16 protein-coding genes and 1 pseudogene are annotated in these 19,874 nt (G+C 62.4%); 5 read left to right on the forward strand and 12 right to left on the reverse strand.

The genetic code is table 11. From position 1 onward, the window contains the following. From AC1DX0_RS14265 to AC1DX0_RS14285, 5 genes are all read right to left on the reverse strand, one after another. Positions 1-964: aminotransferase class V-fold PLP-dependent enzyme (locus tag AC1DX0_RS14265; RefSeq protein WP_477355767.1), on the reverse strand; the 964-nt coding region annotated here is incomplete at its 3' end. A 4-nt stretch (positions 965-968) separates the two neighbouring features. Then, positions 969-2,237, reverse strand: coding sequence for a Fe-S cluster assembly protein SufD (sufD, locus tag AC1DX0_RS14270; protein WP_477221255.1), 1,269 nt, complete (start codon positions 2,235-2,237; stop codon positions 969-971). A gap of 19 nt (positions 2,238-2,256) precedes the next feature. Continuing rightward, entirely contained in the window at positions 2,257-3,012 is a 756-nt protein-coding gene (gene sufC / locus AC1DX0_RS14275) for a Fe-S cluster assembly ATPase SufC (RefSeq protein WP_477221254.1), read from the reverse strand. Positions 3,013-3,039: 27 nt separating this feature from the next. After that, on the reverse strand, positions 3,040-4,557 hold the full coding sequence (sufB, locus tag AC1DX0_RS14280) for a Fe-S cluster assembly protein SufB (protein WP_477221253.1): 1,518 nt from the start codon (positions 4,555-4,557) through the stop codon (positions 3,040-3,042). A gap of 183 nt (positions 4,558-4,740) precedes the next feature. Then, the gene (locus AC1DX0_RS14285) at positions 4,741-5,919 is read right to left on the reverse strand and encodes a cysteine desulfurase family protein (protein ID WP_477221465.1); all 1,179 of its coding nucleotides are present in this window, start codon (positions 5,917-5,919) and stop codon (positions 4,741-4,743) included. Between the two features lie 239 nt (positions 5,920-6,158). Here AC1DX0_RS14285 and AC1DX0_RS14290 point away from each other — a divergent pair, with 239 nt between their 5' ends. Together AC1DX0_RS14290 and AC1DX0_RS14295 are read left to right on the forward strand one after the other, a co-directional pair. Continuing rightward, positions 6,159-6,833 (forward strand): alpha/beta hydrolase, encoded by a 675-nt coding sequence (locus AC1DX0_RS14290; RefSeq protein ID WP_027042409.1) that lies wholly within the window; start codon positions 6,159-6,161, stop codon positions 6,831-6,833. Positions 6,834-6,855: 22 nt separating this feature from the next. Beyond that, complete coding sequence (locus AC1DX0_RS14295) at positions 6,856-7,506, forward strand: FMN-binding negative transcriptional regulator (protein ID WP_477221252.1); 651 nt, start codon at positions 6,856-6,858, stop codon at positions 7,504-7,506. Between the two features lie 72 nt (positions 7,507-7,578). Here AC1DX0_RS14295 and AC1DX0_RS14300 read toward each other — a convergent pair whose 3' ends face one another. The 4 genes from AC1DX0_RS14300 to AC1DX0_RS14315 all read right to left on the reverse strand — a co-directional run bounded on the left by AC1DX0_RS14300 (position 7,579) and on the right by AC1DX0_RS14315 (position 11,191). Beyond that, entirely contained in the window at positions 7,579-8,349 is a 771-nt protein-coding gene (locus AC1DX0_RS14300) for a phosphatase PAP2 family protein (RefSeq protein ID WP_477221251.1), read from the reverse strand. A gap of 90 nt (positions 8,350-8,439) precedes the next feature. Next, positions 8,440-10,089 (reverse strand): ArnT family glycosyltransferase, encoded by a 1,650-nt coding sequence (locus tag AC1DX0_RS14305; protein ID WP_477221250.1) that lies wholly within the window; start codon positions 10,087-10,089, stop codon positions 8,440-8,442. Between the two features lie 39 nt (positions 10,090-10,128). Then, positions 10,129-10,464, reverse strand: coding sequence for a lipid-A-disaccharide synthase N-terminal domain-containing protein (locus tag AC1DX0_RS14310; RefSeq protein WP_027028626.1), 336 nt, complete (start codon positions 10,462-10,464; stop codon positions 10,129-10,131). Next, positions 10,457-11,191, reverse strand: a complete 735-nt coding sequence (locus AC1DX0_RS14315) for a glycosyltransferase family 2 protein (protein WP_477221249.1) — start codon at positions 11,189-11,191, stop codon at positions 10,457-10,459. Before AC1DX0_RS14315 ends, AC1DX0_RS14310 begins: the two co-directional genes overlap by 8 nt. 288 nt (positions 11,192-11,479) lie before the next feature. Between AC1DX0_RS14315 and tyrS the strand changes: the two genes are divergently transcribed. Beyond that, positions 11,480-12,733, forward strand: coding sequence for a tyrosine--tRNA ligase (gene tyrS, locus AC1DX0_RS14320; RefSeq protein ID WP_477221248.1), 1,254 nt, complete (start codon positions 11,480-11,482; stop codon positions 12,731-12,733). Between the two features lie 8 nt (positions 12,734-12,741). Here the strand turns inward: tyrS and AC1DX0_RS14325 are convergent, their stop codons facing one another. Beyond that, entirely contained in the window at positions 12,742-16,122 is a 3,381-nt protein-coding gene (locus tag AC1DX0_RS14325; protein WP_477221247.1) for a hypothetical protein, read from the reverse strand. Between the two features lie 96 nt (positions 16,123-16,218). On the opposite strand from AC1DX0_RS14325, the gene AC1DX0_RS14330 reads away from it, so the two are divergent. Then, positions 16,219-16,686, forward strand: a complete 468-nt coding sequence (locus tag AC1DX0_RS14330; protein ID WP_477221246.1) for a peroxiredoxin — start codon at positions 16,219-16,221, stop codon at positions 16,684-16,686. Positions 16,687-16,714: 28 nt separating this feature from the next. Here AC1DX0_RS14330 and AC1DX0_RS14335 read toward each other — a convergent pair whose 3' ends face one another. Then, a complete protein-coding gene (locus AC1DX0_RS14335) occupies positions 16,715-17,863 on the reverse strand; it encodes a GNAT family N-acetyltransferase (RefSeq protein ID WP_477221245.1) in 1,149 nt (382 codons plus the stop codon). Continuing rightward, positions 17,860-18,855 (reverse strand): sterol desaturase family protein, encoded by a 996-nt coding sequence (locus AC1DX0_RS14340; protein ID WP_477221464.1) that lies wholly within the window; start codon positions 18,853-18,855, stop codon positions 17,860-17,862. The genes AC1DX0_RS14335 and AC1DX0_RS14340 overlap by 4 nt, the downstream gene beginning before the upstream one ends. Before the next feature lie 315 nt (positions 18,856-19,170). On the opposite strand from AC1DX0_RS14340, the pseudogene AC1DX0_RS14345 reads away from it, so the two are divergent. Then, positions 19,171-19,874, forward strand: a pseudogene (locus AC1DX0_RS14345) (M23 family peptidase); the annotation flags it as partial.

The raw sequence follows: 19,874 nt of genomic DNA on the forward strand, positions 1-19,874 counted from the left end.
CATGCGCGTAGGTCTTGAGGTCTTCCTCGTGTGCTGCGATGCGTTCGCGGCCGACCTTTTCCATATAATCCAGTGCCGCGCCCAGCCCGATCGCCTGGACGATCGGTGGCGTGCCGGCTTCAAAGCGATGCGGCGGCTCGTTGTAGGTAACGATATCCTCCGTCACCTCCTCGATCATCTCGCCACCGCCCATGAAGGGGCGCATGCCGGCGAGAATGTCCTTCTTGCCGTAGAGCACGCCGATCCCCGACGGGCCGTAAACCTTGTGGCCGGTGAAGACGAAGAAATCGCAGTCGAGATCCTGCACATCGATCGGCATGTGCACGGCGCTCTGGCTGCCGTCGACGAGCACAGGAATGTCGCGCGCATGCGCGATGCGCACGATTTCTTTGATCGGCGTCACCGTGCCCAGCGCATTCGACATCTGCGTGATGGCGACGAGCTTGGTGCGATCGGTCAGCCGCTTCTCGAACTCCTCGATGTGGAAGACGCCGAGATCATCGACCGGCACCCAGACCAGTTTCGCGCCCTGCCGTTCGCGGATGAAATGCCAGGGAACGATGTTGGAGTGGTGCTCCATGATCGACAGCACGATCTCGTCGCCCTCGCCGATGTTGGGCATGCCATAGCCATACGCGACGGTATTGATCGCCGACGTCGTGTTCGAGGTGAAGACGATGTTGTCGGTGCTCGGCGCGTTGAGGAAGCGGCGCACCGTTTCGCGTGCCTTTTCATAAGCGTCGGTCGCGGCGTTGGACAGGAAATGCAGCCCGCGATGAACGTTGGCATATTCCTGGCTGTAGGCGTGCTGGATGGTGTCGAGCACCACCTGCGGCTTCTGTGCCGAGGCGCCATTGTCGAGATAGACCAGTTTCTTGCCATAGACTTCGCGCGACAGGATCGGGAAGTCGCTGCGGATCGCCTCGACGTCGTAGAAATCTCCGATCTTGCCTGGAGCGTTCATCATTTCACCCGTGCGTCACAAACCAGTCGTCGAGCTTCGCTTCCAGCGCCTCGACGATGACATCGTCATCCAGTTCCTCGATCACCTCGGCGACGAACGCCTTGACCAGCAGGCCACGGGCGCTCTTCTCGTCGACGCCGCGCGCCATCAGGTAAAAGAGATGGTCGTGGTCGATCTCGGTGACCGTCGCGCCATGGCCGCAGATGACATCATCGGCGAAGATTTCAAGCTCTGGCTTGGTCGAGAACTCGCCATCGTCCGATAAAAGCAGCGTGTTGCAGGCCATCTTGGCGTTGGTCTTCTGGGCGTACTGATGGACGTTGATGCGGCCCTGGAAAACGCCGCGCGCCTTGCCTGTCACCACATTGCGGATGACCTCTGTCGAGGTCGTGTGCGGCACGGCGTGGTCGAGCACCATCGTCACGTCGGTGTGGGTGTCGCCGGCCAGAAGATTGATGCCACGCAGCTTGAAGTCGGCGCCCTCGCCCGTCGTCCTGACCATGATCTCCTGGCGCACAAGCTTGCCGCCGGCGTTCATGACGAACAGCGTCAGTTTGGCGTTCTTGCCGATATGGGCCTTGAACTGCGCCAGATGCGTCGCCGTTTCCGGCTGCTCCTGAACGATCAGCCAGGTCACCTCGGCACCCTCGCCGAGCACGAGCTGGCTCACCGAACTGACCAGCGCAGCGCCATCACCCGCCTGACGCTCGACGATGACTGCCTTGGCGCCAGCACCGACGCGCACTGGCAGGCGCACATGGGTCTGGCCGCCGGCCTGCAGGTTCTGCAGCTCGATCGGCTTCTCGAGTTCCGTGCCATCGGCGATATCGACAAAGTAGCCGTCGGCGACAAAGGCTGTGTTCAGCGCACCGATCGCATCATCGCTGCCATAGGGATCGAGGCCCGGCGCGATGCTGCCGTCGATCAGCTTTTCCGACAGGCGCTGGACGGTGACGCCCTCGATGGCTGGCACCTTCGCGTCGGACTTGCCGTTCAGGATCGCCAACACCGCGGAGCCTTCAACGATCGGTGCAATGGCTTTTGCCGCCGCAGCCGGGTCGAAATCCGGCACGGCGTTCAACAGCCGGCGCAAGTCGGTGTAGTGCCAGGATTCGATGCGCCGCGTCGGCAATCCGTGCTTGATCGCCTCGATGGCGTCGTCGCGCTTCAGCATCACCGCGCCGTCGCCCGGCAGCAGCGACAGCCGGTCGCCGAACGCGTCGATCAACGCGGTCTCGGCCGGTGTCCGCTGCGGTTGTGTGTGCATATTCATCAGCTTCGCCTCTGGCATCTCACGCGGCTTCGCCGATCACACCGGCATAGCCATTGGCTTCGAGGTCGAGCGCCAGCGACTTGTCGCCGGACTTGATGACCTGGCCCTTGTAGAGCACGTGCACTGTATCAGGCACGATGTGTTCGAGCAGGCGCTGGTAGTGGGTGATGACCAGGAACGCCCGGTCGGGCGCGCGCAAAGCGTTGACGCCGTCGGAGACGATCTTCAGCGCATCGATGTCGAGGCCGGAATCGGTCTCGTCGAGCACGCACAGCTTCGGCTCCAAAAGCTTCATCTGCAGGATCTCGGCGCGCTTCTTCTCGCCGCCGGAGAAGCCGACATTGAGCGGCCGCTTCAGCATCGCAATGTCCATGCTGAGCGAAGCGGCGGCTTCCTTCACCCGCCTCAGGAATTCCGGGATCTTCAGCGGTTCTTCGCCACGCGCCTTGCGCTGCTCGTTCATCGCCACTTTCAGGAATTCCATCGTCGCCACGCCCGGTATCTCCATCGGATACTGGAAAGCGAGGAAGATGCCTGATGTGGCGCGTTCGGCCGGATCCATTTCGAGGATCGACTGGCCGTTGTAGAGGATGTCGCCTTCGGTGACCTCATAGTCCTCGCGGCCGGCGAGGATGTAGGACAGCGTCGATTTGCCCGAGCCGTTCGGGCCCATGATCGCGGCAACCTCGCCGGCTTTCACCGTCAGGTTCAGGCCACGGATGATTTCGGTGCCGTCATCGACGATGCGGGCGTGCAGGTTCTTGATCTCAAGCATTCTTTTGTTTCCTGAATATCTGTCCGGTCAGCCGACCGAGCCCTCAAGCGAGATGCCAATCAGCTTCTGCGCCTCGACGGCAAACTCCATCGGCAGTTGCTGAATAACGTCCTTGACGAAGCCGTTGACGATCAGCGCGATGGCTTCCTCTTCGGGAATGCCACGCTGCATGACATAAAACTTCTGGTCCTCGGAAATCTTGGACGTCGTCGCCTCGTGCTCGAACTGCGCCGTCGAGTTCTTGGCTTCCATGTAAGGCACGGTGTGCGCGCCGCACTGGTCGCCGATCAAAAGCGAGTCACAGTTGGTGAAGTTTCGGGCGTTGGTCGCCTTGCGGTGCGCCGAGACCTGGCCGCGATAGGTGTTCTGCGAGAAGCCGGCGGCGATGCCCTTGGAAATGATGCGGCTCGACGTGTTTTTGCCGAGATGGATCATCTTGGTGCCGCTGTCGACCTGCTGATAACCGTTCGACACGGCGATCGAATAAAACTCGCCTTGGGAATCGTCACCGCGCAGGATGCAGCTCGGGTATTTCCAGGTGATCGCCGAGCCGGTCTCGACCTGCGTCCACGAGATCTTCGAACGGTCGCCACGGCAGTCGCCGCGCTTGGTGACGAAATTATAGATGCCGCCCTTGCCCTCGGCGTCGCCGGGGTACCAGTTCTGCACCGTCGAATATTTGATCTCGGCATCGTCGAGCGCCACCAGTTCGACGACGGCGGCATGCAACTGGTTCTCGTCGCGCTGCGGCGCGGTGCAGCCTTCGAGATAGGAGACGTAAGCCCCCTCCTCGGCGATGATCAGCGTACGCTCGAACTGACCGGTGTTCTTCTCGTTCATGCGGAAATAGGTCGACAGCTCCATCGGGCAGCGCACGCCCTTGGGCACGAAGACGAAGGAGCCGTCGGTGAACACGGCCGAATTCAGCGTCGCATAGTAATTGTCGGAGGTCGGCACCACGGAGCCGAGATACTTTTTCACCAGCTCCGGATGCTCGCGGATGGCTTCCGAGATGGAGCAGAAGATGACGCCGGCTTGCGCCAGCTCCTTCTTGAAAGTGGTAACGACGGAGACGGAATCGAACACCGCATCGACGGCGACGCGGCCGGACTTGTAGACATTGTCACTGGGCTCCTCGAGATCGGAGGCATCCGTCTTCTGCACGCCGGCGAGGATTTCCTGTTCCCGCAGCGGAATGCCGAGCTTCTCGTAGACCTTCAGGAGTTCGGGATCGACATCGCTGAGCGACGACGGGCCGGGCGTGCTCTTGGGCGCCGCGTAGAAGTAGATGTCCTGGAAATCGATCTTCGGATAATGGACACGCGCCCATGTCGGCTCTTCCAGCGTCAGCCAGCGCTGATAGGCTTCCAGGCGCCATTCCAGCATCCAGGACGGTTCGTCCTTCTTGGCCGAAATGAAACGGATGATGTCTTCGCTCAGGCCCTTGGGGGCCTTGTCGACAGCGATTTCGGTCTGGAACCCGTATTTGTATTGGTCGACGTCGATCTTTCGGACCCGATCGATCGTGTCCTGCACAGCAGGCATATGCGTTCTCCATCCACGCCGGGGTCAAGGCCCGACAGTTTTCAAACTATGGCACCGCCAAATGAACGCCCGAGGCATCCGCGGCAGCGTAAGTTCCATATAGTGCGCCTCGACCGGGAATTCACCCGGCCAGCATGAAACGCACGGCTCTACCAGGCCGAAAGGCCCAAAATCGTCCAACCGCTAAGCGGCTTCTTCTCTATCCGCCTTTTCCCTGGCGGCTTGCCGAGCCGCAATGCCCGCCAGCGCGGTGCGGAACAGCTCGATATCTTCAGCGCCGGTCGTCGTCCCGATCGACACGCGCAAGGCGCCGAGACTGTCGCCGTAGCCCATGGCTTTCAGCACGTGGCTCGGCCCGACCTTGCCCGACGAGCAGGCGGAGCCGGCCGACAGCGCCACACCGGCGAGATCAAAGGCGATCTGCGCGGTTTCAGCCTTGATGCCGGGAATAGCGAAGAATGTCGTGTTGGCAAGCCTTGGCGCGCCGGTTCCAAAGATTTCCGCCTCCGGCACCAGCATTTTCAAGATGGCCTCGATCTCGTCACGGCGCTCGCGCACCGCATTGATCGCCGGCAGGCCTGCCAGCGCTTCGCGCGCAGCAGCACCAAAACCGGCAATGGCGGCGAGGTTTTCGGTGCCGCCGCGATGGCCCTTTTCCTGGCCGCCGCCATTGATCAGCGGCTTCGGCATCATCAGATCGGCAGCGGCGACGATGGCGCCGACGCCCTTGGGGCCGCCGATCTTGTGCGAAGACAGAATCAAATAGTCGGCGTAACCCGCTGACATATCGATCGGAACGCGGCCCGCGGCCTGAACCGCATCGACGACAAGAATGCCGCCCGCGGCCTTGACGATCCCGGCGATCCGATCGATCGGCTGGATGACGCCGGTTTCGTTGTTGGCGGCATGGATCGCCACCAGCGGCAGGCCATCGGCCTTGTCGTGACCGGCAAGCGCCGCCGCCAGGGCAGCAAGATCGGCAATGCCATTGGCATCGACGCCGATGCGCGTCACCTGCGCTGCCGGGAAGCGTCCGCCATTCAACAGGCAGGGATGATCGGCCTCGGAGACGCAGAGCCGGCTCATGCGCACGCTGCCGCGTCCAATCTGCCAATCGGGTGAAAGCAGCGTCGAGGCGGCTTCGGTCGCGCCGGAGGTGAACACGACATGTTCGGGCCTGGCATTCACCAGCGCCGCAACCTCGCGCCTTGCCGTCTCGATCAGGCGGCGCGCGGCGCGGCCCTCGGCATGAACCGATGACGGGTTGGCGGTCACGCCAAGCGCCGCGACCATAGCCTCGCGCGCCGCTGGGAGCAGCGGCGCACTAGCATTATAGTCGAGATAGGCGCGTTTTGCGGCCATTTTCGTCCAGTTGATCCTGTCAGACGCCATTCGGTTGTCGTATGGCGTTATTTCCTTGAAATTCCAAGGCGAGCCGTCCTATTTACGCGGCTTGCGGCGCGGGTGGCCGGGCTCGACGTCAGGCCACTCAGTTTTGAATAGTTCTAAACTAGCTTCTAAGAAGACGCTCGCCCTGCGTCAAGGCCAGAGGAAGACACGTTCCGGGCGCCGCGCATTCGTATACCCAAGTGGAGTATTTCATGCCTGAGGTCATTTTCACCGGTCCGGCCGGTCGCCTGGAGGGACGCTACCAGCCTTCCAAGGAAAAGAGCGCGCCGATCGCCATCGTCTTGCATCCGCATCCGCAGTTCGGCGGCACGATGAACAACAAGATCGTCTACGACCTCTTCTACATGTTCCAGAAGCGCGATTTCACCACGCTGCGCTTCAATTTCCGCGGCATCGGCCGCAGCCAGGGCGAGTTCGACCACGGCACCGGCGAGTTGTCGGACGCGGCGGCAGCCCTCGACTGGGTGCAGTCGCTGCATCCGGATTCCAAAAGCTGCTGGGTCGCCGGCTATTCCTTCGGCTCGTGGATCGGCATGCAGCTTTTGATGCGCCGGCCCGAGATCGAAGGCTTCATCTCGATCGCGCCGCAGCCGAACACCTATGACTTCTCGTTCCTGGCGCCCTGCCCGTCATCGGGCCTGATCATCCATGGCGATGCCGACAAGGTGGCGCCACCGAAGGATGTGCAAGGCCTAGTCGACAAGCTGCATACGCAAAAGGGCATCACCATCACGCAGAAGACCTTGCCCGGCGCAAACCACTTTTTCGCCAACGACGCCGATCTTTTGATCGAGGAATGCGCCGACTATCTCGATCGCCGGCTGGCGGGCGAATTGTCCGATCCGCGGCCGAAGCGGTTGAGATAGACAGGGAAAGGCGCCAGCGCCGATGTACGAGCCTCCCCATTTCCAGGAAACGCGGCCGGATGTCCTGCACGGACTGATCCGGTCGCATCCGCTCGGCATGCTGATCTCGAACGGGCCCGATGGCCCGGTCGCCAACGCCATTCCGTTCCTGCTCGACGCGGAAGCGGCACCGAACGGCAGGTTGCGCGCCCACCTGGCCAAGGCCAATCCGCACTGGAAACTTATCGCCGAAAACCCGTCATCACCCGTGCTGATCGTCTTCCAGGGCACCGACGCCTATGTGACGCCCTCCTGGTATGAGACCAAGCGCGAGACCGGCAAGGTGGTGCCAACCTGGAACTATGCCATCGTCCAGGTGCGCGGCACGGCAAAAGTGATCGACGACCAGGACTGGCTGGCGCAGCAGATCGCCGACCTGACCCTTTCGCAGGAAGGCCCCCGCGACGCCCCCTGGGCGGTGACCGATGCGCCACCGCCCTTCATCCAGTCACAGATCAAGGGCATCATCGGGCTGGAGATCGAAATCAGCGAGATCCACGGCAAGTGGAAGGTCAGCCAGAACCGTCCCGTCGCCGACCGCGTCGGCGTCGCGCAAGGTCTTGAAAGCGAGACCGCCAATTCATCCGACATGGTCCGCCTGGTACGGTCTTACGGCGGCCTGGACGGCAACTAAAGCAATTCCAGGAAAAGTGTGAAGCGGTTTTCCGTCCGGAATTGCGTAAAACAAGACCAATCCGGCAGCGACCTATCTTTCCGGAGCAATCAGCCGGAACGCTGCCTTGCGGACCGGCAATCCTGACGGCGTCGGCCGGAAGATGAAGCCGAGCCGGGCAAAGACCAGTCCGCATGCCAGCGCAAACGCGCAGCCAAGGCCGAAGCCGGCAACGGTGTCGCTCGGATAGTGCGCGCCGACAAAAACCCTGGTCGAGGCGAAACAGGCGGTGATCACCAAGGCGATATACCAACGCCTCGGAAACAAAAGCAGGAGAACGCCGAAGACTGCCCCCATCGTCGTGGCGTGGCCTGAGGGAAAACCGGCGAAGCGCGCATCAAAGGCGAAGGGATGCAGGGCGAGCACACCAAAATCCTGAAAGTAGAGCGGACGCGCCCGGCCGATCGCATATTTCAGGACATTGACCAGCAGGCCGGACAGGCCGACGGCGCTCAGCACCAGAAAAGCCAGGCAAGTCCAGTTGTAGACAAGCATCAACGATCGCCGTGAAAGGCTTCGCCAATCGGTCAGATTGGCCGCGACGAGCAGAAGCGCTGATGGGATCAGGTACCAGCCGCCGAGAGCGAACTGGGTCAGGAACTCGGCCAGGCGGGCTCCCGACCATTGGCCATGAACCATTCCTGCCGGTGTGTCGAGGCGAACAAAGGCCGCCGCCGTCAGCAACACCCAAACCACGAGCCAAACCGGCCATGCGATGTTGGGGTAACGCGCGGGACGAACGGCAAAGCGCCTTCTGACGATCTGCAACGTGTCGCGAAAATTGTCGAGGGAACGGCGTCTCACCGCAAGAAGCGTGGCGAAAACGGAAGGGCGCGATTTCACGAGCATTGGGAATTCGACCCCATTATTGCCGTCATGGGCATCGGCGAGCCGTCATGGGGCCACACGATAGAGGCCGAGCGACAATTTGTCTCCCGACGAATAGTTGAGGCCGTCGATCTCAGCGACGCGCTTCACCGATTTGCCTTGCACCGACAGCATGCCGTTCAATTTCTGCTCGTCCTCGATCGGCGCCAGTCCCAACGCACAGGCCGGATCGGCAAGCAAATGTTCCGCGACACCACCAATATTGGTCAGCACCGTCTTGGTGCCGACCAGGAACACAAGGCTCGGCTCCTGATACCGCGACGAGGCCAGCACCGTCGTGTCGCAAGGTTTGTTGGCAAGCACTGCCTGCTTGATCGCCGGGCTCAGCCAGATCGGCTTCAACGACGGCGCGATGACGCCGAACAGCAAGGCATAGGTGATGCCCGCACAGGCGGCGATGGCGCCGATGCGGGGCAGCGGCACCTGCAACTGCCGCGAAAAAGCGAAGTAGCCCGTGCCGAGTGCGGCGGCGGCGGCCGGAATGCTCCACCATGAGAAGGTGTGTGTGATGTAGATCGGCGCTCCGATGCAGACAGCCGCCAAGCCAAGGCTGACCACGACGAGACCGAACGCCGTCGACCACCACAACCATTGCTGCCAGCGCTTCAGCGGCGCATTGGCATCCTCAGGCAGCAACGTCAGCAGCCAGCCGATCAGCAGCGCCATGCCGGGATAGGCCGGCAGGACATAATGCGGGAGCTTTGTCGGGATCAGCTCGAACACCAGCCAGAACGGGATGTACCAGGCGAGGCAAAAGCGCAGCCTGACATCGTCGCGCAGGCGGTTGAGAGCCTGGAGGCCAGCGCCGACCGCGATCAGGCCGAACGGCCACATGAACAGCGAATAGGTCAGCATGTAGAAGCCGGGCGGCAGGCCGTGCGATTCCTCGCCCGAGGCGACCTTGCCGAGCATGTCCTTGCCGACGGCCTGCTGCAGGAAAGCGCCGTGGCTCTTCCAGGTGATGGCCGCGAGCCAGGGCAGCGCGATCACCACGACAAGCAACAGGCCGCGTCCAACCCTGAGCTTCGACAGCCAGCGCCCATCGCGCTCGAAGGCGAACAGCGCCGCGATGGTCAGAGCCGACAAAAGCGGCGCGATCGGCCCCTTGATGAGGATGGCCGCGCCTTGCGCGATCCAGAAAATCCACCAGAGATGGCCGGCGACCGGTTGGTTGCGGCGCGATGCCAGGTAAATCTGCGCCAGCGCACCTTGCGCCGCCACGCAGCAGGCCAGCAGCATCGCATCGGTCTTGGCGTCGCGGCCCTCGAAGGCCGTGGCGAAGATGGCGGCCATCACCAGGCCGGCGGCGATACCGGCATTGGCGCCGAAAAGATTGGTCCCCGTCCAGGCGATCGCCAGCACCGCAATGGCAATGCCGAGTGCCGAGATCGTGCGATAGACCCAGATCGGTGCTTCGGCACCCTTACCGCTCAAGGTGACGGCGGCGGATTGCAGCCAGTAGATACCGACGGGCTTCTGGTAGCGCGAGGCGTCCTGAAAGCGGATGTCGACATAATCGCCGCTCTCCGCCATCTGCTTGGTCGCCTGGACGAAGCGCGACTCGTCGCGGTCGATCGGCGGCAGGGACGCCAGCCCCGAAACCGTCATCACCAGGCTGAACAGGAAGAGAAGAATGTAGTTCCTGTTCAACGCCATGCTTGAGCCTCTCTGGTCATTTCTTGATAAGCGGGCCGCTCAATCGACCTTGGTCATCGCCGCCGCCTTGCGCTCATTGGCGATCAGCCAGAGATTTCTGACATAGATGAACATGCCCATGGCCTGGCCGGCGATGAACACCGGATCCTGACGCACGATGGCATAGATCAGCAGCAGGCCGCCGCCGAACAGGGAAAAGAACCAGAAGGCGACGGGCACGACGCTGCGCTTGGCCTTTTCAGATGCCAGCCACTGCACAACGAAACGCATGGTGAAGAAGAATTGAGCGATGAACCCCAGCAGGATCCATGCGTCGAATTGCTTGACAAAAACCTGGTGAAGCCAGGTTCCCAATTCCTGAAGCACGTTAACCACGCTTGATTTCCTCTACTTTTGGCATTCTGCGGCGCCTGCGGCGCAGCCACCAGACACCGCCGAGATCGAGCGCGCCCTGCAGGCCGCGGTCGAAAATGCCGTAATTCGACTTGCCGTGGCGGCGCGAGCGGTCGACGACATCGCAATGCACGACGCGGTATCCCTCCTGGATGACCAGGGCCGGGACGAAGCGGTGCGTGCCGTCGAAAAACGGCAGTTTGCGCAGGACATCGGTGTGGACAGCCTTCAGGCCGCAGCCGGTGTCGCGCGTCTCGTCATGCAGAATGGCGTTTCTCAGCCAGTTGGCGAAGCGCGACGCCAGCTGCTTGACCTTGCTGTCGCGGCGCTTGAGACGCTGCCCCTGAGCGGCGCCAAAATCGGGGCCCGCCTGCCGCAAGGCATCGACCAGCACCGGAATGTATTGCGGGTCGTTCTGACCGTCGCCATCGATCGTAGCGACGATGCCGCCCCGCGCCGCCCAGGCGCCCGAACGCACCGAAAGGCTCTGGCCGGCGGATTTCCGGTGCCGCAATTCGCGTACCGGGAACGGGCGAAGTGCCGTCTGTTCGGCCAGCACCGCAGCGGTGTCGTCGGTCGAGCCGTCATTGACGATGATCAATTCGAAGTCGCGGCCGGCCATCGCCGCCTCGATCTCGTCGATCAGCAGCGGCAGGTTTGCCGCCTCGTTCCTGCAAGGAATGACGATGGATATCAATGCGTCCGGCATGTCGCGTCGGGGCTCTGTCGTCGGATATGGCACTTTGTGGATGCCGTGCGGTGCCGCTCGAGGTCGTGGGCTGCAAGAACCTTTGGCGCGGCGCCTCATTACGCCAGCCGAAACGATGAAGCAAGCATTCGTGCCGGACGGCTCGTCGCACCGTTTCAAGAAGGGGTGATCGTCATTGGCGATCTACCGCAAAACCGGATTCCACTTTTGCTCACCGCGCTTGGATGCTAAACGCGCCCGTTCACATATGCCCGCGCCGGACGGCCGGACGCTTTTCGGGAAGAAACCATGCCTGCCTTCAAATCCGATTTTCTGCGCACGATGAGCGAGCGCGGCTTCATCCACCAGATTTCGGATGAGACCGGCCTCGACCAGCTTTTCGCCAAGGAAACGGTCACCGCCTATGTCGGCTACGACGCCACCGCCACCAGCCTGCATATCGGCAATTTGATCTCGGCGACCATGCTTTACTGGCTGCAGGAGACCGGGCACCGGCCGATCGCCCTGATGGGCGGCGGCACGTCGATGATCGGCGATCCGTCCTTCCGCGACGACCAGCGCAGCCTTTTGACGCCTGAGGCGATCGCCACCAACATCGAAGGCATCAAGCGGATCTTTGGGCGCATCCTGCGTTTCGGCGACGGCCCGAACGATGCTGTCATGGTCAACAATGCCGACTGGCTGATGAAGCTCAACTATGTCGAGTTCCTACGCGATGTCGGCCGGCATTTTTCGGTCAACCGCATGCTGACCTTCGACAGCGTCAAGCTGCGGCTCGACCGCGAGCAATCGCTGTCGTTCCTCGAATTCAACTACATGATCCTGCAGGGCTACGATTTCGTCGAACTTGCCCGGCGCCAGAACTGCCGTTTGCAGATGGGCGGGTCGGATCAGTGGGGCAACATCATCAACGGCGTCGATCTCGGCCATCGCATGGGCACGCCGCAGCTTTATGCCCTGACCACGCCGCTGCTCACGACATCGTCGGGCGCGAAGATGGGCAAGTCGGCAAAGGGTGCGGTGTGGCTCAATGGCGACCTCTTCTCGCCCTATGATTTCTGGCAGTACTGGCGCAACACCGAGGACGCAGATGTCGAGCGCTTCCTGAAGATATTCACCCGCCTGCCCCTCGATGAGATCGCGCGGCTGACCGCACTCGGCGGCTCCGAGATCAACGAGGCCAAAAAGGTCCTGGCCACGGAGACGACGGCGATCGTCCATGGCCGCGACGCGGCAAACCAGGCCGAGGAAACCGCGCGCAAGACGTTTGAGGAAGGGGCCTTGGCCGAAACATTGCCGACCGTTGGGATCGACAAGGCAGCGCTGGAGGCCGGCGTCGGCATCCTGTCGCTGCTGGTGACGGCCGGGTTGGCGTCGTCGAATGGCGAGGCGCGGCGGCACATCCAGGGCGGCGCGGTGCGCATCAACGACCAGTCGGTCAGCGACGACCGCCGCATGGTGACGCTTCAGGATTTGAGTCCGGAAAACGTCGTAAAGCTCTCGCTGGGAAAGAAAAAACACGTTCTGGTGCGGCCGGCCTGAGGCCGGATTCACCTGTATTCGAAGATCGACCTGAATATGCCCGGCGCGATCACTGACAGCGGGTTGACGTCGAGCACCGGCTTGTTGGCATTGCCCCTGAGACGGTAGGTGACGCCGATCAGGCCGCGGTCGCGGCCATTGCCGAGCAACGCGCCGACGATGGGCAGTTCGCCGAAGATGCGGTTAAGGCCATAGACCGGCATGAAAGTGCCGGTCATGTCCATATTGTTGTTCTGGTCGTAGAGAATGCCCTGGAACGTCGTGCCGATGCGCGGGCCGCGCAGCACGCCATTGGTCAGCTTCAGGTAGCCGCTGCCTTTCTCGATCTCGGCGTAGCCGCGCTCGAACTTCACTCGCGAGGTGTCGAGATTGCCCTTGACCGCCTGGTTGAGGCTGCGGTTGTCGCCGGCCGGCGTGGTCGAGACGATGGAGGCGAGTTTCGGTTCGTTGACGATGAAGAAGTTGCTGGTGTCGACCTTGCCCTTCATCGGCCCATCGCTGGTTCCTGACAAGGCCAGCGTGATCGCGCCGCCTTCCATGTGCTCGTAGACGTTCAGGAACCTCAATATGGCGCCGGCGTCCGCCGACTGCACGTTGAGCGAACGCTGGCCACCGCCGGTGGTGTTGCTGATGGTGATGGCCGCGCCCGAACTTGCCGTGGCGCTGACCTTCAGTCCGTTCACCCTGGAACCGGCCGCGCTGTAATCGAGCTTCAGGTTGGACAGCTGCTCGTCGTGGAAGCCGGTAAGCTGCTCGACATCGGCACTGACGGAAATGTTGTCTGTTCCGGTCGTCTTGGTCGCGGTGTCCACGTCGGACGTGAACTGCTTGATGAGCGAGCGGGCGTCGAGCGCGTTGCCATTGATGTCGACCGCATAGCCCTTGCCCGACCGCTTCACCGAAATCGCGACATCGTCACCCCGGTTCAAGGTGACCTTGCTGAACTTCGCCGACGACAGGGCGCCGTTGACCAGCACGATGCTGCCGTCGATGGAGAATGTCTTTCCGTCGAGGTCGAAATCGGACAGCGTCGTGGTGTCGCCGGCCTTGGTCATGACGAAGGTGACGTTGGCTGGAACCCCTGCCCCCTTGCTCCAGCCGGCCCAGGGAATGTCCAGCCTGGCGTTGGTCAGGTCGGCCGAGACGTTCTGGTTGCCGCTGCCGCTCTTGTCGATCGCGACCTTCACCGTCCCGCCCAGCAGCGGTGTCAGGCCGGGCATGGCGGCGGCGCGGATCTTGTCGTCGAGCACCAGCGCCACTTTGCGGCTGCGCGGCGGCCCATCATCCGCCAGCGGCTCGACAAGATCGAGTTCGGCCGGAATGCCATTCAGCGATGCCTTGGCGGAAATCACTGCCTTTTCGGGATCGACCGTGATCGAGCCGTCGGCATCGGTTACGGTCTGTCCATCGAATGGCTTGGCCAGCGACAGGCCGGTGTAGTCGAGCGACACCAGCCAGTCGAGTTTCGAGGTGTCGACGCCGGACTGCAACGGAATGTCGGCCCTGACATGGCCGGTGACGTTGCCGGACAGATCCTCCGGCAGGAAGCCGACATGGCGCATGGCATTGATCGGTTCGTAGGAAGCGAGTTCTGCGATAGCAGGCGCCTCCCCCTCGACTTCGATGTCGAGTGCGCCGATGACCGGCGGGTGGTTCGCCGCCTTGACGGTCAGTGTGCCGTTGCTGGCCGCCACGGTGCGGCCGCTGGGCATGAAGACGGTGCCCGAGGAGAGCGAAACATCGACGTCATTGCCGTGGAAGGCGACGACGCCGACCGCGTCGCGTATCGGCGGAATGCGGCCGGCGGTGTCAAAACGCGACCCTTCGATCTGGAAGCGGCCGAACACCTCTTCGGCCGACAGCGGCACGCCGTTGCCGAGGCGATCCGGCACGACCTGGAATTGGAGATTGCCGTCGACGACGCGGCCGCCAAACAGGTTGTTCAGCACCCAGAGCCGCGCATTGCGCGCCGAAAACCACGGCCATAGCTGCTTGACGTGCGAGACCGGCATGTCATGGAGGCTAAGCGCCAGATTGATGCCGGGAGCCTTGCCGTCAACGAATGCCACGGCCGCGGTGCCGAGCACCTCGCCGGAAGCGGCGGACCGAACCGCGATCTGCTCGGCCACCAACTTGTGGCTCTTGGTCTGATAGACGCCGGCAATGCGGGCGAGGAAGGTCAGCGCGGGCTCGGGCGATTCCGACGGCGCCAGGGTCGAACCGTCGCTGGTCAGGTCGTAACGATAGGAGGGCTCCTCGCCCGCAGCCCCTGTCGCCGGCTTTGGCCCTATCGAGCCGCCGAAATTGAAAGAAGACCGGCCGGTTTTCAGCAGCAGCTTGTCCACCTGGATCTTGTTGCTGCCGTCGACCAGCGTGGCATCGACATCGACGTCGGCCGGTAACAAGCCGCGCGTGCCAAGATCGAGCACGGAACCCGTCGACGACAGGGCGGCCGTCAGCCGTGATGCCGTGGTACCGGCTCCTTCCGACCCTGTCAGTTTCAAAGCGACCGCACCCAGCTTCCCGGCGCTGGCAGCGGTTTCATCGGCAACCGCCAGATCGATGCTTGCATTCAGCGCCGTCACCCGGTGCGCCGCGATATCGCGGCTGGCGGAAGCGGCAACGGTGACCTTTCTGCCATCGACATCCGCCTCGGAGGAAAACTCCATGCCGCCTGGCCCCGACTGGACGACGGTGGCGTCGGCGATCTTGATCAGCTTGATCGCACCGGTATCGGGCAGCACGAATTCGACATTGCTGAGTTCGATCCGGCGCATCGAATCTTCGCGCACGGCGTCCAGCACGTGATGGATGTTGCCGAACACCGCGGCCGACAGTTTCTCAGGATCGACGAGGCCGTCCTCATTGCGCAATTGCGCTGTCCAGTCGCCGCCGGACGGCATCGCCGCCACAACGATATGGGCATCCGAGACCTTGGCGCTGGTCAGCCGCACCTCTCCCCAAAGCAGCGGTATCAGGCGCATGCCGAAGCGCACGCGGCCGGCATCCGCCATGGGCTTGTCATCCGATGTCTTCAGGCTGACGTCGCTCACCTGAAGCGCGACGAAGCTCGAACTGTCGAGCGTGATGCGCGCCGGCCCGACCGCGACATGGACATCGACGCCGGCGAGTTTCTCGATGGCGGTTTCCGCTTCCGCCCGAAGCCGCTCGGAGCCGATGCCGGACGCCCCGACCAGATAGACGACGACCGCGGCCAGCAGGACGAGCGCCACCATGCCGGCAAACACGCGCGAAAGCATGCGGAAGCCGCGGCCGATCGACGCCTGACCGAGGGGTGGAACGCGGCACGCGGACGGCAAGGTCCCCAGGTCGGTGATCTCGTCACGCCTGAACCTGATCTTCTCGTGCTGCGGTTGCTCCTGATCCACGCAATCTTCCGTTGTACAAAATTCGCTCGTGGACGAATCCCCGGTCGACACTATATCGGTGTGGCTTCGCGCGTAACCTCAAACAAGGGCATCGATATGGCTGACCTCGACGTGGGCGATCTCGCACCGCAGTTCGACCTGCCCCGGGATGGGGGTGGGTCTCTAAGTCTTTCGGCCTCGTCCGGCAAACCCGTCGTCCTCTATTTCTACCCGCAGGACGACACGACGAGCTGTACGCAAGAGGCAATCAGCTTTTCACAGCTGAAGCCCGAATTCGAGAAGGCCGGCGCCGTCGTGATCGGTCTGTCCCCCGACAACGTCAAGAAGCACGACAAGTTCAAATCGAAATACAGCCTCACCATCGACCTCGCCGCCGACGAGGAGCGCAAGGTGATCGAGGCCTACCATCTGTGGGTCGAGAAATCGATGTATGGCCGCAAATACATGGGCGTCGAGCGCGCGACGTTCCTGATCGGCCGTGACGGGCGGATCGCCCGGATTTGGCGCAAGGTCCGGGTCAAGGGCCATGCGGAAGAGGTGCTGGAGGCCGTTCGCGCGCTTTGAGCGTCACGAAGACCCATACGAGTCGTCCTTACTCGTCCGGTGTTTCTGCCTTCGGCTTAGGCTGCCGCTGCGCCCGCCAGGACTTCGCAACATGGCTCACACGATCGGCCAGCGCGGCGAGACGACCGCGCAGGCCACGCGCGCCGATCATCGACGACAGCGTGACCGATTGGGTGGCGAAGCGCCGCTTGAAATCCTCGCCGCCGCAGAGAAAATCGACTTTGGCAAGGCCACGGTCGAGCGACCACTGGATATAATCCATCATCAGCACCATACCCGGCGAGGCGCGCTCGTATTCGGGATCATAGGTGGTGACGAAAGCCATCATCGTGCCGTGCTGCTCGAAATTGATCGAGACGGCGACGATCGTGTCGTCAAGCTCCAGCACGAAGATGCGCAACAGGCCGAGTTCGGCCAGCACCGAAATTAGCGCGGTGAGAACCGGCGAGCCCTTGTCGAACAGGTCCGAAACGCGGCCATGCCGGACGAGCCAGAGGCGCTTCAGCGCCGCGACCCGTGCGAGCACCGGCTCGCGCGGTTCGTCCGCATCCAGCAGGCGGAAACGCAATGCACCGCCTTCCTCCATGAACTTGCGGCCACGACGGTAGTTCTGCCGGGCTTTCTTGGACAGCGTCTCGAACCACTCCGCCCCACTTTGCCAGGGACCCGCGACACGGTAGCTGATTTCAGTGCGGTGGTTGGGCCGAAGCGCCTTGTCATGGCGCGAGGCCGGGTCGAGCAGGGCATGAACACCGGCATCCGGCAGCAGACGGTTGAGATAGATCAGGTCGAAGCCGCCCTGATCAAAAATATGCTGCCAGAGGCGGGAGATCGCCTGCGGATCGCTGTCGGGGGCAACCAGCGCATCGCCATAGTCGCTGTGATCCTTGGCCGCCCATTCGAGTATGCGGATGCCGGAGCGCTTGAAGGTCGCTAGCGCGATCACGCCCTCGAGCCGGTCGCCGTTCCAGGCAAGTCCGATCCTGAGCGTGCGCCGCTCCTGATGCGGGGTGGTGCGCCACCAGGCGACGATCCAATGCGGATGTTGGAAGACAAGCCCGCCGGCTCGCTGCCAGAGCGCGCTCCAGGCCGGTGCGATCTCGGCGAGGCGCGCCGCCGATGTCACGACTTCGAAGGTGCGTGTGCGCGGGATGGCGAGCACGAAAGGTGCGTTCATGGCCGTGTCCCTTCCGATGACCGCGAGACCCGTGGCTTTCCGGGCCGGATGCGCCTGGCGATATGCCCCCACATCCGCTTCAGCGGCATGACATAAAGGCCGGCCAGCGACTGGTAGTCGCGCACGTCACGGTCGACCAACCCGAACTTGAAGTCCTCGTCGGGCCTCGGCACACACAATGTTCCGAAGAGCCGGTCCCAGAACGAGAACAGCAGCCCGAAATTCTTGTCGTAGTGGCGTGGATCGGTGCTGTGATGCAGCTGGTGCCAATGAGGACACAGGATCAAATTGTTGAGCGGGCCGAACGAGATCTTGAAATGCGTGTGCCTGACGAAATCCATCATCAGGATGTTGCGCATGACATAGACGTTGACGCCAAAGACGGTCAGTTCGACAAGGTTCAGCGAAATCAGCGACCAGATGCCGAAGCAGACGCCGACAATGACGCCGTCCCAGGCCCGGTTCATCAGCTCGTCGAGCGGGTGGACCCGGTCCTTGGTGATCCCGACCATCACCTCGGCCGAGTGATGCACCTTGTGCAATTCCCAAAGCACGGGATAGCGATGCTGGGCGACGTGATAGAGATAATAGGAAATGTCGTAGGCGAGCAGCATGGTGATGGTGAAGATAAGCACCGTGACCGGCCCTGCCGGTCCTTCGATCAGAGGCGGCTGGAACTGGAACAGTGTCGAAAACAGCCAGTTGGTGCCGTAGCCCACCGCTGTGACGAAGACAATTCCGGCGGGCAGCATGAGGAAGGGCATCAGCGCCTTCTTCGTCACCCAGAACATCAGGTCGGCCTTCGCCGAGGGATGGGTGATGACCTCGTGCGGGATGACGAACTCGAAAAATTCCTTCCAGCTCTTCTCCTCGACCGTGCGCCAATAAGCCACGAGCGCGCTGACAAGGGCAGTCAGCAGCAAGAGCCCGGTCGACAGCAGACTGGTGCCCGACAACTTGTCGAGGATCTTGCCAACCAGATCGCTCAGCATTCCTTGGACCGCCATCTTCGATAGAATCCCAAACCCCATCACGCTTTTACTCGAAAACCGTCAAGTAAATGCAATCGAAGACAGTTAAGGAACTCTGGACCTCGATCCGCGAGCGACAGGCCGCAGGGCGGTCAGAAAATTGTTGTTCTTCACCAATGACTTAGCGGCATGAAGGCCGCTCGCCTGGCGGTTTTCATGCAACCCTTTGCCCGCGCCGCGTGCATTCCACGCCGCGCAATCGACCCAGAAAGCCTTTGTTAACCCTAATAATGTGTAATCAGGCAGTCGTGGTGTCGTAACCGAAAGCTTGGTCCCGTGAACGCAACCGGTCAGTCCGCAGTCTTCGGCAGGCGCAAGGAACCCCACACGGTCATCATCGCCCGCGGCAACGAGATCAGGCACTTCACGATCCGGCCCTGGCTCGCGGCATTCATAGGTTCAGCCCTCGCCGCCATTGCCATCGGCTACCTCATGGCCACGTCCTATCTGGTGCTGCGCGATGACCTGATCGGCGCCACCACCGCGCGCCAGGCACGCATGCAACAGGCCTACGAAGACCGCATTTCAGCACTTCGCGCCCAGGTCGACCGCATCACCAGCCGACAGTTGCTCGACCAGCAATTGATGGAAACCAAGGTCAGCGAACTGATCGCGCGTCAGAGCCAGCTGAGCCAGCGCCATGGCCGTCTCGGTCCGTTGCTCGAACGCGCCGAGAATGAAGTCGGAACGGCGCCCGCTGAGGATCCGGCAGCGGCCGTCAAGCCTGACAAGCACGCCGAGGTGACCGGCAGCATCAGCCAGCCGGCGCAGAACTACGCGGTGGCCAGCCTGAGCGCCGATCTCGGCGCCGCCGATACCAGGCCGTTCTCCCTATGGTCGACGCGCACCGATCCGCTGCCCAGCGATTCAGCCGCCGATCGCGCCGACAGGCTGTTCGTCTCGATCAACCAGTCGCTGAAATCCATCGAGAACGAACAACTCACCCGCATCAGCACGCTGGCGGACAATGCCTACAAGAG

The sequence above is a fragment of the Mesorhizobium sp. P3_A9 genome, assembly GCF_056402975.1.